Origin of the sequence: Klenkia terrae (assembly GCF_900491935.1) — a bacterium.
GTDB lineage: Bacteria > Actinomycetota > Actinomycetes > Mycobacteriales > Geodermatophilaceae > Klenkia > Klenkia terrae.
The window spans coordinates 475,114-490,167 of the sequence record NZ_UEXK01000004.1 but is presented as its reverse complement, the minus strand read 5'-3'; the positions used below and the strand labels follow the sequence as shown (position 1 = coordinate 490,167).

Genomic DNA, 15,054 nt, shown 5'->3' with positions numbered 1-15,054 from the left:
CCAATCCCGTTATGAATCGTTCCAGGACCACGACCGGGGTGGCGTTCGCCGCCGTGGCCGCGTTCGGCCTCACCGCCTGCGGCGGCGGCAGCGGCGGGGGCAGCAGCAGCCAGAGCGCCGAGGGCACGCTGACCGTGGCGTTCGACGCCGACGCGGCGCCCACCGGCTACGACCCGCTGCTCTACTCGCAGGGCCAGTTCACCTTCTTCAGCTCGATGTACGACGCGCTGTGGGAGACCGACACCGACGGCGTCTCCCAGCCCTCGCTGGCCACCGGCTACACCAACAGCGCGGACAACCTGCAGACCACGATCACCCTGCGTGACGACGTCACCTTCACCGACGGCTCGAGCCTGGACGCCGACCTGGTCAAGGCCAACCTCGAGCGGCGCACCGACGCCGACCTGACGGCCTACGGCGCCTTCGCCGCCGGGGGCGCCAGCGAGATCACCGACGTCGCGGTCACCGACCCGCAGACCGTCGTCATCACCTGGGCCGCCCCGCAGGCCACGCCGGAGAACACGCTGGTCGACACCCAGGGCACCATCGTCGGCCCGGACGGCGTCGCCGATCCCGACACCCTGGAGACCACCCCCGACGGCTCGGGCGCCTACACCCTGGACGCCGATGCCAGCACCCGGGCGAGCTCGTACACGGTGACGAAGAACGCCGACAACTGGGACGCCGACAGCTGGTCCTACGACACCATCGTCTTCACCGTCATCACCGACGCCCAGGCCCTCGCCAACGCGGTCGTCTCCGGCCAGGCCGACGTCGCCACGATCCTCGACCCCTCCACCATCGACCTGGTCGAGTCGCGGCAGAAGACGGTCAGCGTCGGCGGCACGATCGTCGGCTTCCCGGTCACCGACAAGACCGGCGCGATCAACCCGGCGTTCGGCAACGTGGAGGTCCGCCAGGCCCTGATCTACGCCACCGACCGGCAGGCACTGGTCGACGACCTGCACCCCGGTGCCCGCGCCACCTCGCAGCTGTTCCCCGAGGGCACCGCGGGCTTCGACGCCGCCGTCGACACCGAGTACGCCTACGACCCGGACAAGGCCCGCCAGCTGCTGGCCGACGCCGGCTACCCGGACGGCATCGAGGTCAACCTGACCGTGCTGGGCCAGCCCGACGAGGACGCCGTCGCCATCCAGGCCCAGTGGGCCGAGGTCGGCATCACGCTGACCTTCGTCACGGCCACGTCGACCGACCAGGCCTTCGCCGCGGTCTCCACCGACCCGATCCTGTTCGGGCCCTTCGGCATCGGGGCCAACCCGGCCGGCTTCGTCGCCGGGGTCGTCGTCGGCGGGTTCATGAACCTGCAGCAGGCGCAGGACCCGGACATCTCCGCGGCCCTGGGCGCCTCGCTGGGCACCACCGGTGACACCCAGGCGCAGGCGCTCACCCAGCTCAACACCCTGCTGACCGAGCGCGGCTGGTACGTGCCGGTCTACGAGGACTTCACCTACGCCGGCTACAACGCCGACTCGGTGGGCGAGCCCTCCTTCGCCGGGACGAACAACTACCTGGTGCTCTCGGCCATCCAGCCGGCCTGACGCAACCGCCGGTGGCTGGGCTCCCGCGGCCCGGCCACCGGCACCCCACCCCCTCCCGACTGGAGCCCCCGATGCTCGCCTTCGTCGCACGCCGGCTGGCGTTCGCCGTCGTCACGGTGCTCGTCGCCGTGCTGATCAGCTTCCTGCTGGTGCACGCCAGCGACACCACCCCCGGCGCCGTCCGGCTCGGGGCGGGGGCCACCGCGGCCGACATCGCCGCGGAGAACGCCCGGCTGGGGTGGGACGACCCGCTCTGGCAGCAGTTCGGGGACTACCTGGCCCAGCTGGTCCGCCTGGACCTGGGCACCTCCCTGATCGACGGCCGCGACATCGAGGCCGACCTGGCCTCGCGGCTGCCGGTCACAGCGTCGATCGCCGTGCTGGCCACGCTGCTGTCCGGCGTGGTCGGCGTCCTGCTCGGCGTGACCGCCGCGGTCCGCGGCGGCCGGCTGGGCAAGGCCATCTCCACCGGCAGCGGCATCGCCCTCTCCCTGCCGCAGTTCTGGGTCGGCGTCCTGCTGGTCTACGTGCTCTCCCTGCAGGCCGGCCTGCTGCCGGCCACCGGCTACGTCCCCTTCAGCACCGACCCCGGCCGCTGGCTGCAGAGCGTCGCGCTGCCGGTGCTGGCGCTGACCATCGGCGGGGCCGCGATCGTGGCCCGCACCTCGGCCGCCTCGATGCGCGAGGTGCTGGGCGCCGAGCACATCCGCACGCTGCGGGCGACCGGCACCCCCGAGTGGCGGATCCGCTACGTGCACGCCCTGCGCTCGGCCGCCGTCCCGGTGGTCGCGGTCCTGGGCATCCAGTTCATCGCCCTGTTCGGCGGTTCGGTGATCATCGAGAACCTCTTCGCGCTGCCCGGGCTCGGCCAGGCCAGCCAGGCGGCGGCCAGCTCCGGTGACTTCCCCGCGCTGGTCGGGGTGGTCGTCGTCGCCACCGTCGTCGTCGTCCTGGTCAACCTCCTGCTGGACCTGGTGACCGCAGCCCTCGACCCCAAGGTGCGTGCCGCGTGAGCGCTCCCCAGCCCCTGCCCGATGCCGACCTGCTGACCCCGGACGAGCCGGCCACCGAGGTCGCCCCGCCGAGCCGCCGGCGCGGGGTGCCCGCCTTCCTCCGCCGCCCCGGCGGCGCGCTGGGCGCGGCCTGGCTGGTCGTCGTCGTCCTCGCCTCGCTGACCGCACCGCTGTGGGTGCCCTACGACGTCACCGCCCAGGACCTCGGCGACCGGCTCTCGCTGCCCTCGGCCGACCACCTGCTGGGCACCGACCCGCTGGGCCGCGACCTGCTCTCCCGGATCGCCACCGCCGGCTCGCTGCCGCTGCTGTCCTCGGCGCTCATGCTCGTCGTCGCGTTCGGCATCGGCCTGCCGCTCGCGCTCGTCGCCGCCGAGCGCCCGGGCCGCACCGAGCGGCTGATCAGCCGGGCCACCGAGGTGCTGCTCGCGCTGCCGGCCACCGTGCTGCTGCTGGCGGTCATCGGCATCGTCGGCAACGACATCCCGCTGGTCATGGCCGTGTTCGGGGTGCTGCTGTCCGCGGCGGTCTACCGGGTGATGCTGGGTGTCGCGCAGTCGGTCCGGCAGCGGCTCTACGTCGACGCCGCCCGGGTCGACGGCCTGGGCTCGGTCCGGGTGAACGTCCGGCACGTGCTGCCGGCGATGGGCACCGTCATCGCGGTGCAGGCCGCCCAGCTGTTCGGCATCGGCATCCTGGTCGTCGCCGGGCTGGCCTTCCTCGGCTTCGGCCCCGGCGAGCCCGACCCCAGCTGGGGCTTCATGATCAACGACGCCTCCTCGCACCTGTTCGACGGCCCGTGGCTGCTGGTGCCCTCTGGCCTGGTCCTCGCGCTCACCGTCGTCGCGGCCAACGAGCTCGCCGACGCCCTCGCCGCCCGCGGCGGGGCGGGCGCCCGCCGCCGCTCCCGCCGGGCCCGGACGACGACGCCCGCCCCGGCGCCCTCGGCGGTCCCCGCTGCGGATCCCGCGCCGGTGCCCGACGACGCCGTGCTCGCCGTCCGCGACCTGCGGGTCAGCGTCGTCGACGGCCCCGACCTGGTCACCGGGGTCTCGCTGACCGTCCGTCGCGGCACCGTGCTCGGCCTGGTCGGCGAGTCCGGCTGCGGCAAGTCGATGACCGCCCGCTCGCTGCTGGGCCTGCTGCCCGACGGCGTCGAGGTCTCCGGTGGCTCCATCAGCTTCCAGGGCACCGACCTGGTCGGCCTGGCCGAGGGCGAGCTGCGCGGCTACCGCGGCAGCCGGATCGCGCTGATCTCCCAGGAGCCGATGGTCGCCCTGGACCCGGCCTTCTCCGTCGCCACCCAGCTCACCGGGCCGATCCGCCGGCACCGCGGGGTGGGGCGGCGGGAGGCCCGCACCATCGCCGCGCAGCTGCTGCGCAACGTGGGCATCGTGGACGCCGACCGGATCCTGGGCAGCTACCCGCACCAGCTGTCCGGCGGCATGGCGCAGCGGGTCTGCATCGCCCTCGCGCTCACCGGCGAGCCGGACCTGCTGGTCGCCGACGAGCCGACCACCGCGCTCGACGTCACCGTGCAGGCCGAGATCCTCAGCCTGCTCCGCGCCCTGGTGCGCGACACCGGGCTGTCGGTCGTGCTGGTCACCCACGACCTGGGCGTGGTCGCCGACCTCTGCGACGACGTCGCCGTCATGTACGCCGGCGAGGTGGTCGAGGCCGGCGCGACCACCGCGGTGCTCGACGAGCCCCGGCACCCGTACACGATGGCGCTGCTGGGCGCCGACCCGCACGTGCCCGACGGCGAGCCGGTCCCCGAGCGGCTGGCCTCGATCGCCGGCACGGTGCCCTCCCCGGGCACCTGGCCCGTGGGCTGCCGGTTCGCCGGCCGCTGCCTGTTCGCCACCGACGAGTGCCGGACGCCGTTCCCCGCCGTCCCTGCGCACGGCGGCGGACTGGTCCGCTGCGTCCGGGTCGAGGACCTCGCCCTGCACCGGATCAGCTGGACGCCCGAGGAAGCCGGCGCCGAGATCGCCGCCGTCGACGTCGTCCCCACCGAGATCACCGCCGGAGGAGCCCGATGACCGCCGCCGCCCCCGTCCGCGAGGACCAGGCCACCACCACCCCCGCGCTGGAGGTCCGCGACCTCGTCGTCCGGTACGGCTCGGGGCGCAAGGCCCGCGCGGCGACCCCGGCGATCGACGGGGTCAGCTTCACCGTCGCCCCCGGGGAGACCCTCGGGCTGGTGGGGGAGTCCGGCTCGGGCAAGTCCACGATCGGCAAGGCGATCCTGGGTCTGCAGCCGCCGGCCGCGGGCCGGGTGCTGGTGCAGGGCCGGGACATCACCGACCTGCCGCTGCGCAAGCGCCGCGGCCTCGCCGCCGACCTGCGGGTGGTCTTCCAGGACCCGTACTCCTCGCTGAACCCGGCGCGCACGATCGGCCAGACGCTTGTCGAGCCGCTGCCCCGCGGCACCGCCGACGCGATGGCCCGGGCCCGGCAGGCGCTGGAGTCCGTCGGCCTGCCCGGCGACGCCGTGGACCGGTACCCCACCCAGTTCTCCGGCGGCCAGCGGCAGCGGATCGCCATCGCCCGCTCGCTGGTCGTCCGGCCGCAGGTGATCGTGCTCGACGAGCCGGTCTCCGCGCTGGACCTGTCCACCCAGGCCCAGGTGCTCAACCTGCTCGCCGACCTGCGCGACGAGCACGGCCTGGCGTTCCTCTTCGTCGCCCACGACCTCGGCGTCGTCCGGTTCCTGGCCCAGCGCACCGTGGTGCTCTACCGCGGCCAGGTCATGGAGACCGGACCGGTGGACGACGTCACGCTGCACCCCCGGCACCCCTACACCGCGGCGCTGACCTCGGCCGCGCCCGTGCCCAGGCCGGCCGAGCAGGCCGCCCGCCGCGCCGCGCGCGAGGCGCTGGGCATCGGGACGGCGGGGGCCGCCGCGCCGTCGCCGACCGGGGGCCCCTTCGCCTCGCGCTGCCCGCTGGCCACCGAGATCTGCACCGCCGAGCGCCCCGCCCTGCGACCGGTCGGCGCCAGCCTGACCGCCTGCCACCACGCCGAGGAGCTCACCGCGTGAACCTGGACCACCTGCTCGACCAGCTCGACCTGGACACCAAGACCACCCTGCTGTCGGGCTCCGGTGCCTGGACGACGGCCGCCGTCCCGGCGATCGGGCTGCGGGAGATCAGCGTGTCCGACGGCCCGGTCGGCGTCCGCGGCACCAGCCGGGACGACTGGGCGGCCTCGGCGGCCTTCCCGTCCGGCTCGGCCACTGCGGCGAGCTGGGACGTCGACCTGCTGCACCGGCTGGGCGCCGCGCTGGCCGCGGAGGCCGTGCGCAAGGGCGTGGACGTCGTCCTCGGGCCGACGATCAACCTGCACCGCACCCCGCTGGGCGGCCGGCACTTCGAGTGCATGGCCGAGGACCCGCACCTGACCGGCGAGCTGGCCGCGGCGTACGTGCGCGGCCTGCAGGAGAACGGCGTCGGTGCCTGCCCCAAGCACTACGTCGCCAACGACGCCGAGACCGACCGCATGTCGGTGGACAACGTCCTCGACGAGCGCACCCTGCACGAGCTGTACCTGGCACCGTTCGAGACCGTCGTCGCCGAGGCGCAGCCGTGGACGGTGATGGCCGCCTACAACTCGGTGGCCGGGACGCCGATGACCGAGAACGACCTGCTGGCCGAGCCGCTGAAGGGCAGCTGGGGGTTCGACGGCGTGGTGGTCAGCGACTGGGGCGCGGTCTACGACGGCGAGGCCACCGCCGCGGCCGGCACCGACCTCGCGATGCCCGGCCCGGAGCCCCGCTATGCCGGCCTGGCCGAGGCCGTCCGCGCCGGTCGGGTGCCCGAGGCGGCGATCGACGACAAGGTCCGGCGGCTGTTGCTGCTGGCCCAGCGCACCGGCGCGCTCGAGGGGGCGCCCGCGCCGACCCGGCCCACCGCCGGCCGGGTCGAGGACCTCGCCCCGCTGGCCCGGGAGGCCGCGGCCGCCGGCGCGGTGCTGCTGACCAACGACGGCGTGCTGCCGCTGACCGGCCCGGGTCGCATGGCGCTGCTCGGCCCCGGCGCCACGGACATCCGCGCGTTGGGCGGTGGCTCGGCGATCGTGTTCCCGCCGCACCTGGTCACCCCGCTGGCTGGGCTGCGGGCCGCCGGGGCCGACGTGGTCACCGCGCCGGGCTGCCTGTTGGCGGAGGGGCTGCGGCAGGTCCGGCCCGACGAGCTGGTCGGCGAGGCCACCGTGCGCTGGCTGGACGCCGCCGGCGCGGTGGTCGCCGAGCAGGGTGCTGCGACGGCCAACCTGGTCCGCATCTCCGCGGAGTTCCCCGCCGGTGCCGTCGCGCTCGAGCTGGCCTGCACGTTCCGCCCGGACCAGGACGGCGAGTGGCAGCTGGGCGTCTCCGGCGCCGGTGAGCACCGGTTGGTCGTCGACGGGTCCGAGGTGCTGCACCGCGAGCACCTGGACGCCCCGCACGACCCCGCCCTGCTGTTCGGCACGCCCGCGCAGGCGTCCGCCGGCGTCGAGCTGAGCGCCGGTCAGGACGTCGACGTGCTGCTGCACTGGGCGCCCGACCCGCAGGCGTTCATCCTCTTCGGCGGCTTCGCCGTCGCCGGACCGTGGGCGGGCGACGACGCCGAGCTGATCCGCGCCGTCGACCTGGCCCGGGACGCCGAGGTCGCGGTGGTCGTCGTCGGCACCTCGGAGGCGGTCGAGAGCGAGGGCACCGACCGCACCGACCTGCGGCTGCCCGGCCGGCAGGACGAGTTGGTCAGGGCGGTCGCCGCGGTGGCGCGTCGCACCGTGGTGGTGGTCAACGCCGGGGCGCCGGTGGAGCTGCCCTGGCGGGACGAGGTGTCCGCCGTCCTGCAGTTCTGGTTCCCCGGGATGGAGGCCGGTGCGGCCCTGGCCGACCTCCTGCTGGGGGTCGTCGAGCCCGGCGGGCGCCTGCCCACCACCTGGCCGGTCGCGCTGGCCGACGCGCCGGTCACCGAGGTCGTGCCCACCGACGGCCGGCTGGAGTACCGGGAGGGCCTGCACATCGGGTACCGCGGCCACCTCCGCCGGGACCCCGACCCGGCCTGGTGGTTCGGCCACGGCCTGGGCTACACGACCTGGGACTGGGAGCAGCTGTTCGTCGACGGGTGGACCGCGACCGTGCGGCTGCGCAACACCGGTGACCGGGCCGGCAAGCAGGTCGTGCAGGTCTACGCCACCCGTCCGGACTCCGCGGTGGAGCGGCCGGTGCGCTGGCTGGCCGGCTTCGCCGTGGTGCACGCTGGCCCGGGCGAGGTGGTCGACGTCCCCGTCGCCGTCGGGCAGCGGACCCTCCGCCACCGGGAAGCGGGTGCCTGGACGGTCGAGCCCGGCCGCGTCGTGCTGTCCAGCGGCCCGTCGGCCGGCGAGCAGCTCGTGTCCGCCGTCCTGAGGCTGCCGTGACCGCACCGCACACCCTCCGGGTGGAGCACCTGGACGCCGCGCTCGGCATCCAGACCGGGGCGCCCCGGCTGTCCTGGCAGCTGCCCGCCGGTGCGGCGGCGCAGCAGGCCTACCGGGTCATCACCGACAACGGCTGGGACACCGGCTGGGTCGGGTCGGACCGGCAGCTGCTGGTGCCCTACGCCGGGCCGCCGCTGGCGTCGTCCCAGCGGGTCGCGTGGCAGGTGCAGGTGCGCACCGACCTGGGCGAGAGCCCGGTGTCCGAGCCGTCCTGGTTCGAGACCGGGCTGCTCTGGGCCGAGGACTGGTCCGCCCGGTGGGTCGAGCCGGGCACCATGCCGGCGGGGGAGGAGGGCGACCGTCCGGCGGCGCTGCTGCGGGTCGAGCTCGACGTGCCCGCGCCCGTGGTGGCCGCCCGGCTGCACGCCACGGCGCAGGGTCTCTACGAGGCGTTCCTGGACGGTGCCCGGATCGGCGACGCCGAGCTGACCCCGGGCTACACGCAGTACGACGCCCGGCTGCAGGTGCAGACGCACGACGTCGGCCCGCTGGCCCCGGGCCGGCACGCGCTGGCCGTCGTCCTCGCCGACGGCTGGTTCCGCGGACAGGTCGGCATCACCCGGGCCACCGACCAGTGGGGCGACCGGACGGCGCTGCTGGCCCAGCTGCACCTCACCGCCGCCGACGGCAGCACCGTCGTCGTCGGCACCGGTGCGGACTGGCGCAGCTCGGTCGGCCACGTGGTCGCCGCCGACCTGATCGCCGGCGAGCGCTGGGACCTCACCCGCCGGCCCGCCGGCTGGGACGCCCCCGGCTTCGACGACACCGGCTGGGACGCCGTCGCCGTGGTCGACCACGGCTACGCGGGGCTGGTCGACTCCCCGGCCCCGCCGGCCCGCCGGGTCGAGGAGCTGGTGCCCCGCTCGGTCACCCAGCTCGCCTCCGGTGCCCACGTCGTGGACCTGGGCCAGAACATCAACGGCTGGCTGCGGCTGGCCGACCTGGGCCCGGCCGGCACCGAGCTGACGATCACCCACGGCGAGTGGCTGGGCGGCGACGGCGACGTCACCGTGGCCAACCTCGAGCCCGACCTGCCGTTCCTGCCGCACCGGCTGCCCGCCGGCCAGGTCGACGCCGTGGTGTCCGCGGGGGTGCCCGGGGAGGTCTTCGAGCCCCGCCGGACCACCCACGGCTTCCGGTACGCCCGGGTCGAGGGCCACCCCGGACCGCTGACCGCCGACGACGTCCGCGGCGTGGTGGTGCACACCGACCTGCGCCGCACCGGCTGGTTCACCTGCAGCGACCCCCGGCTGCAAGCGCTGCACGACGCCGCGGTGTGGAGCTTCCGGGACAACGCCTGCGACATCCCCACCGACTGCCCGCACCGCGAGCGGCACGGCTGGACCGGCGACTGGCAGCTGTTCGTGCCGACCGCCGCGTTCCTCTACGACGTCGCCGGGTTCAGCACCAAGTGGCTGCGCGACGTCGCCGCCGACCAGTGGCCCGACGGCACCGTCGCCAACGTCAGCCCGTCCCCGCGGCACGAGGGCCGCGAGGGGCCGATCGCCCTCCTCAACGGGTCGGCCGGCTGGGGCGACGCGTGCGTGATCGTGCCGTGGGAGATCCACCGGGCCCACGGCGACACCGACGTCCTGGCCGAGAACTGGCCGACGATGGTCCGCTGGCTGGAGCGGGCCGAGACCATGGCCCGGGAGCAGCGGCACCCCACCCGCACCGGCGAGCCCGCCCCGCACGAGCGGTACCTCTGGGACACCGGCTTCCACTGGGGCGAGTGGCTGGAGCCCGGCGAGGGCCCCGGCCCGATGGACGCCTTCGTCGCCGCGGACAAGGGCGACGTCGCGACGGCGTTCCTCGCCCACTCCGCCGGGCTGATGGCCCGGATCGCCGGGATCATCGGCGAGGACCCGACCCGGTGGACCGCCCTGGCCGACGGCGCCCGGGACTCCTGGCAGCGCGAGTACGTGCGCGGGGGCCGGCTGGTCGTCGACACCCAGGCCACCCACGTGCGCGCGCTGGCCTTCGACCTGGTGCCCGCCGACCTGCGCGCCGCAGTCGCCGACCGGCTGGTCGAGCTGGTCCGCGAGGCCGGCGGGCACCTGGGCACCGGCTTCCTGGCCACCCCGGACCTGCTGCCGGTGCTCGCCGACGCCGGCCACCTGGGCACCGCCTACGAGGTGCTGCTGGCCGACGGCGAACCCGGCTGGATGGCCATGGTCGACGCCGGGTCCACCACCGTCTGGGAGCGCTGGGACGGCGTCCGGCCCGACGGCACCCCGCACGAGTCGCTCAACCACTACTCCAAGGGCGCCGTCGTCTCGTTCCTGCACCGGTACACCGCGGGGATCTCGCTGCTGGAGCCGGCGTACCGACGGTTCCGGGTCGCCCCGCGCCCCGGCGGCGGGCTCACCTCGGCCTCGGCCGCGCACGAGTGCCCCTACGGCCGGGTCGAGTCGGCCTGGTCGCTGGCCGACGGCCGGTTCGAGCTGACCGTCGTCGTCCCGGCCGGGACGTCGGCCGAGGTCGTCCTGCCCGACGGGACGACGGCGACCGCCGGTCCCGGCACCCACACCTACGCCTGCACCCACGCACTGGAGGACGTCCCCCGATGACCGAGCTCACCGCCGACTGGGCCGGCCCGGCCCGGTTCCTGCCGCCGCACCAGCCCACCGTCCGACCCGACGGGAGCCGGCACTGGTCGGGTCTGACCTACGCGGTGGCCTTCGGCTTCCGGCCGCTGCAGCTAGACCTGTGGGCGCCGGCCACCTCCCCGGCGCCGCTGGTGGTGTGGGTGCACGGCGGCGGGTTCATGTTCGGCGACCGCCGGGAACTGCCCGAGACGTTCCGCCCGGACCAGGTGTTCGACGCGTTCCTCGCCGCCGGGATCGCCGTCGCCAGCATCGACTACCGGCACGCGCTGGAGGCGCCCTTCCCCGCGCAGCTGCTGGACGCCAAGGCCGCCGTCCGCTGGTTGCGCCGCTTCGGGCCCGAGCTGGGTCTGGCCACCGAGCGGGTCGGCATCGTCGGGGAGCCCGCCGGGGCGCACATCGCCGCCTCGGTCGGCCTCACCGCCCACCGCCCCGACCTGGAGCCCGCGCCCGGGGTGGTGGGGGAGTCCTCCGCCGTCCAGGCCGTCGTCGACTGGTACGGCCCGGCGGACCTGTCGACCATGCCCCGCCGGCCGCCGCCGCCGCACGTCGCGGCGAAGCTGCCCCCGGAGCTGCTGACCGCACCGGAGGACCACCTCACCCGGGGCCTCACCGGCGACGCGCTGGCCGACGCCAGCCCGGTGACCCACGTGACACCCCAGGCGCCCCCGTTCCTGCTGGTGCACGGCACCGCGGACTGGCTGGTGCCCTACGAGCAGAGCGAGATCCTGCACGCCGCGCTGACCGCCGCCGGGGTGCCGGCGACGTTGGTCCCCGTCGAGGGTGCCCTGCACATCTTCGACGGGCACGACGACATCGACGCCCTCGTGCAGCTCACCGTGGACTTCGTGGCGGAGCAGCTGTCGTGAGCACCGTCGGACCGGTCACCGTCGAGCACCACCGGGAGCCGCTCGGCATCGGCGAGGCCGCCCCCCGGCTGTCCTGGGTGACCTCGACCGACCAGCCGGACTGGGTGCAGACGGCCTACCAGCTGCAGATCGGCGACGTGGTCGGCGACCGCGTCGACGCGCGCGACTCGGTCCTGGTGCCCTGGCCGGTCGAGCCGCTGGCCAGCCGGGAGCGGCGCACCGTGCGGGTCCGCGTCTGGGGCCCGGACGGCGACCCGACGGACTGGTCGCCCGAGGTCGTCGTGGAGACCGGGCTGCTGCAGCCGGCCGACTGGACGGCGACCCTGGTCCAGCCCGTGCTGGGCGACGCGCCGGACCCGGTCGCGCTGCTGCGGCGGGAGTTCGCCCTCGACGCCCCGGTGGTGTCCGCGCGGCTGTACGCCACCGCCCAGGGCGTCCTGGAGGCCGAGGTGAACGGCCAGACGGTCGGCGACGAGGTGCTGGCCCCGGGGTGGACCAGCTACCGGCACCGGCTGCGCTACCTGACCTGGGACGTCACCGACCTGCTGACCGAGGGCACCAACGCGCTGGGGATCGCGCTGGCCGACGGCTGGTTCCGCGGCGCGCTGGGCTTCACCGGCGGGCGGGCGTTCTACGGCGACCGGACCGGCGCCTACGCCCAGCTGGAGGTCGAGCACCCCGACGGCAGCCGCACCGTGGTCACCACCGACGGGACCTGGCGGTCCACCACCGACGGGCCGATCACCTCGACCGGGCTGTACCCGGGGGAGTCGGGCGACCTGCGCCGGGAGCTGCCCGGCTGGTCGGCACGGGGCTTCGACGACACCGCCTGGACGCCGGTCGAGGTCGGCGTGCTGGACCCCGCGACGCTGGTCGCGCCGACCGGCCCCCCGGTCCGCCGCACCGAGGTGGTGCGCGCCGTCGAGGTGAGCACCGCGCCGTCCGGGGCCGTGCTGGTGGACTTCGGCCAGAACCTGGCCGGCCGGATCCGCCTGGCGCTGCCCGACGCCCCGGCCGGCACGACCATCACCCTCCGGCACGCCGAGGTGCTCGAGCACGGCGAGCTCGGCACCCGCCCGTTGCGCGGGGCGCAGGCGACCGACGTCGTCGTGCTGGACGGCGCCGGTCCGCGGTCGTGGGAGCCGCGCTTCACCGTGCACGGCTTCCGGTACGCCGAGGTGACCGGCTGGCCCGGCGAGCTGACCGTGGACGACCTCGAGGCCGTGGTGCTGCACACCGACCTGCGGCGCACCGGCTGGTTCGCCTGCTCTGACGAGCGTGTCACCCGGCTGCACGAGAACGTGCTGTGGGGGATGCGCGGCAACTTCCTGGACCTGCCGACCGACTGCCCGCAGCGCGACGAGCGGCTGGGCTGGACCGGTGACCTGCAGGTCTTCGCACCCACCGCGTCGTTCCTCTACGACACCACCGGCATGCTCGGCGGCTGGCTGGCCGACCTGGCCGTGGAGCAGGCCGAGCTGGACGGCGTCGTCCCGATGTACGTGCCGTTCATCCCGCTGCTGCCCTTCCCGCAGCAGCCCGAGGTCGGCTGGGGCGACGCGGCGGTCGTCGTGCCGTGGGTGCTGTTCCAGCGCACCGGTGACCTCGGCCTGCTCGCGAGGCAGTGGCCGTCGATGGTGGCCTGGGTCGACGCGTTCGCCGGCCGGGCCGGCGCCGACGTCGACTTCCCCGAGGGCGGGTTCTCCTTCGGCGACTGGCTGGACGCCTCCGCTCCGCCGGACAACCCGGCCGCCGCCCGCACGCCGTGGCAGGCCGTCGCCACCGCCTACCTCGCCCGCTCGTCCCGCACCCTGGCGGAGATCGCCGGGCTGCTGGGTGAGGACGGCGCGCGGTTCGCCGAGCTGGGGGAGCGGGCCGCCGCCCGGTTCCGCTCCGAGTACGTCAGCCCCACCGGCCGGGTGGCCTTCCCGTCGCAGACCGCCTACGCGCTGGCGCTGGAGTTCGACCTGCTGGCGCCGGAGCAGCGCGGCCACACCGGGGCACTGCTGGCCCGGCAGGTGCTCGACGACGGGTTCCACATCGCCAGCGGCTTCCTCGGCACGCCGCTGGTCTGCGACGCGCTCACCAACGCCGGCGAGCTGGCCAGCGCCTACGAGCTGCTGCTGCAGGAGGAGTGCCCGAGCTGGCTCTACCCGGTGTCGATGGGGGCGACCACGATCTGGGAGCGCTGGGACTCGATGCTCCCGGATGGCTCGATCAACCCCGGGGACATGACGTCGTTCAACCACTACGCGCTGGGCGCGGTCGCCGACTGGCTGCACCGCACGGTCGCCGGCCTCGCCCCGGCGGCGCCGGGGTACCGGGAGCTGCTGGTCGCCCCGCGTCCCGGCCCGGGCATCAGCTCGGCGTCGGCCGAGCACGACACGCCCTACGGCCGGGCCGCGGTGTCCTGGACGCTGACCGGCGGGACGGCGTTCGCCCTGGAGCTGACCGTGCCGCCGAGCACGACGGCCACGGTGCGGCTGCCCGACGACAGCGCGCCGGTGGTCGTGGGCTCGGGGGCGCACACCTTCGCCTGCACGATCGTCGAGCCGCAGCCGGTCGAGAAGCCCGCGCTGTTCTTCGACCCGGACGCGCACGCGTGAGCCTGCGGACCACCCAGCGCTGCCGCGTCGTGCTGGACAACGACTGGGCGGGGGACCCCGACGGCCTGGTCGCCCTCGCCCACCACCTGCTCAGCCCCGCCAACCGGGTGGACGCCGTCACCAGCTCGCACCTGAGCCCGGTGTTCGGGCCGGCCGAGGGCACGGCCGAGCGCGGCGCCCGGCTGGCCCGGGAGCTCGTCGACCTGGTCGACGGGCCCCGGCCGGTGGTCGCGGCCGGCTGCGACGTCGTCCTGGACGCCGGGGACACCGGCTCGGCCGCCGCGGACCTGGTCGTCGCCCAGGCGCTGCGCGACGACCCGCTGCCGCTGGTGGTGGTCTGCGCCGGCCCGCTCACGAACGTGGCGCAGGCGCTGCGCCAGGAGCCGGAGATCGCGTCCCGGATGACGCTGGTCTGGGTCGGCGGGTCGCTGGACGCCGACGCGTTCGAGTACAACCGCGAGACCGACTCCGGGGCTGCCCGCGAGGTGCTGGCCCGGTCGGACCTGGCCGTCACCCAGGTCCCGCTGGAGGCCTACCGGCGGTGCGAGCACTCGGTCGCCGAGCTGGAGGAGGACCTGGGCCAGGCCGGGCGGGTGGGCGCCTGGCTGTGGCAGCGGTTAGTCGAGCTGCCGATCCCGGACTTCGTGGAGCAGGGCGAGACCTGGCCGCTGGGGGACAGCCCGCCGGTGCTGCTGACCGCGCTGACCGACACCACCAGCGCGTGGACCGAGGTCGCGTCCGACGGCGCGCCCCGACGGGTGGTCACCGACGTCGACGTCCGGCTGCTGGTCGCCGACCTGCTCGCCAAGCTCCGCCGGCACGAGCGGCTGGCCCTCGGCGGCTGAGCGTCGCGGTCCCTGCCGAGCCAGGTCCACCCTGCTGGGGGTGGGTCCGCGGCCGGCGCCGGACCTCCCCCCAGCTGGGCGGACCTG

The 15,054-nt window shown here is 75.5% G+C and carries 9 protein-coding genes; all 9 read left to right on the top strand.

The window, feature by feature from the left end; all coding sequences use genetic code 11:
* Positions 1-11: 11 nt before the first annotated feature.
* Complete coding sequence (locus tag LFA75_RS02585; RefSeq protein ID WP_225232204.1) at positions 12-1,559, top strand: ABC transporter substrate-binding protein; 1,548 nt, start codon at positions 12-14, stop codon at positions 1,557-1,559.
* Positions 1,560-1,630: 71 nt separating this feature from the next.
* Positions 1,631-2,572 carry an ABC transporter permease gene (locus tag LFA75_RS02580; RefSeq protein WP_225232203.1) on the top strand — a complete coding sequence of 314 codons (942 nt, stop codon included), beginning with the start codon at positions 1,631-1,633 and terminating at the stop codon, positions 2,570-2,572.
* A complete protein-coding gene (locus tag LFA75_RS02575) occupies positions 2,569-4,614 on the top strand; it encodes a dipeptide/oligopeptide/nickel ABC transporter permease/ATP-binding protein (protein ID WP_225232202.1) in 2,046 nt (681 codons plus the stop codon). Before LFA75_RS02580 ends, LFA75_RS02575 begins: the two co-directional genes overlap by 4 nt.
* Positions 4,611-5,615, top strand: a complete 1,005-nt coding sequence (locus LFA75_RS02570; protein WP_225232201.1) for an oligopeptide/dipeptide ABC transporter ATP-binding protein — start codon at positions 4,611-4,613, stop codon at positions 5,613-5,615. The genes LFA75_RS02575 and LFA75_RS02570 overlap by 4 nt, the downstream gene beginning before the upstream one ends.
* Entirely contained in the window at positions 5,612-7,981 is a 2,370-nt protein-coding gene (locus LFA75_RS02565; protein ID WP_225232200.1) for a glycoside hydrolase family 3 C-terminal domain-containing protein, read from the top strand. The genes LFA75_RS02570 and LFA75_RS02565 overlap by 4 nt, the downstream gene beginning before the upstream one ends.
* Positions 7,978-10,611: a family 78 glycoside hydrolase catalytic domain gene (locus LFA75_RS02560; RefSeq protein WP_225232199.1), complete on the top strand. Its 2,634-nt coding sequence runs from the start codon at positions 7,978-7,980 to the stop codon at positions 10,609-10,611. The genes LFA75_RS02565 and LFA75_RS02560 overlap by 4 nt, the downstream gene beginning before the upstream one ends.
* The gene (locus LFA75_RS02555) at positions 10,608-11,516 is read left to right on the top strand and encodes an alpha/beta hydrolase (protein WP_225232198.1); all 909 of its coding nucleotides are present in this window, start codon (positions 10,608-10,610) and stop codon (positions 11,514-11,516) included. The genes LFA75_RS02560 and LFA75_RS02555 overlap by 4 nt, the downstream gene beginning before the upstream one ends.
* Positions 11,513-14,122, top strand: coding sequence for a glycoside hydrolase family 78 protein (locus LFA75_RS02550; RefSeq protein ID WP_225232197.1), 2,610 nt, complete (start codon positions 11,513-11,515; stop codon positions 14,120-14,122). Before LFA75_RS02555 ends, LFA75_RS02550 begins: the two co-directional genes overlap by 4 nt.
* Entirely contained in the window at positions 14,119-14,967 is an 849-nt protein-coding gene (locus LFA75_RS02545) for a nucleoside hydrolase (RefSeq protein ID WP_225232196.1), read from the top strand. The genes LFA75_RS02550 and LFA75_RS02545 overlap by 4 nt, the downstream gene beginning before the upstream one ends.
* Positions 14,968-15,054 lie beyond the last annotated feature (87 nt).

What these genes read in the sequence shown, in the direction of transcription:
- LFA75_RS02555 (WP_225232198.1), top strand. Translation starts at nt 10,608, where the DNA reads ATGACCGAGCTCACCGCCGACTGGGCCGGCCCGGCCCGGTTCCTGCCG.
- LFA75_RS02580 (WP_225232203.1), top strand. Translation starts at nt 1,631, where the DNA reads ATGCTCGCCTTCGTCGCACGCCGGCTGGCGTTCGCCGTCGTCACGGTG.
- LFA75_RS02585 (WP_225232204.1), top strand. Translation starts at nt 12, where the DNA reads ATGAATCGTTCCAGGACCACGACCGGGGTGGCGTTCGCCGCCGTGGCC.
- LFA75_RS02570 (WP_225232201.1), top strand. Translation starts at nt 4,611, where the DNA reads ATGACCGCCGCCGCCCCCGTCCGCGAGGACCAGGCCACCACCACCCCC.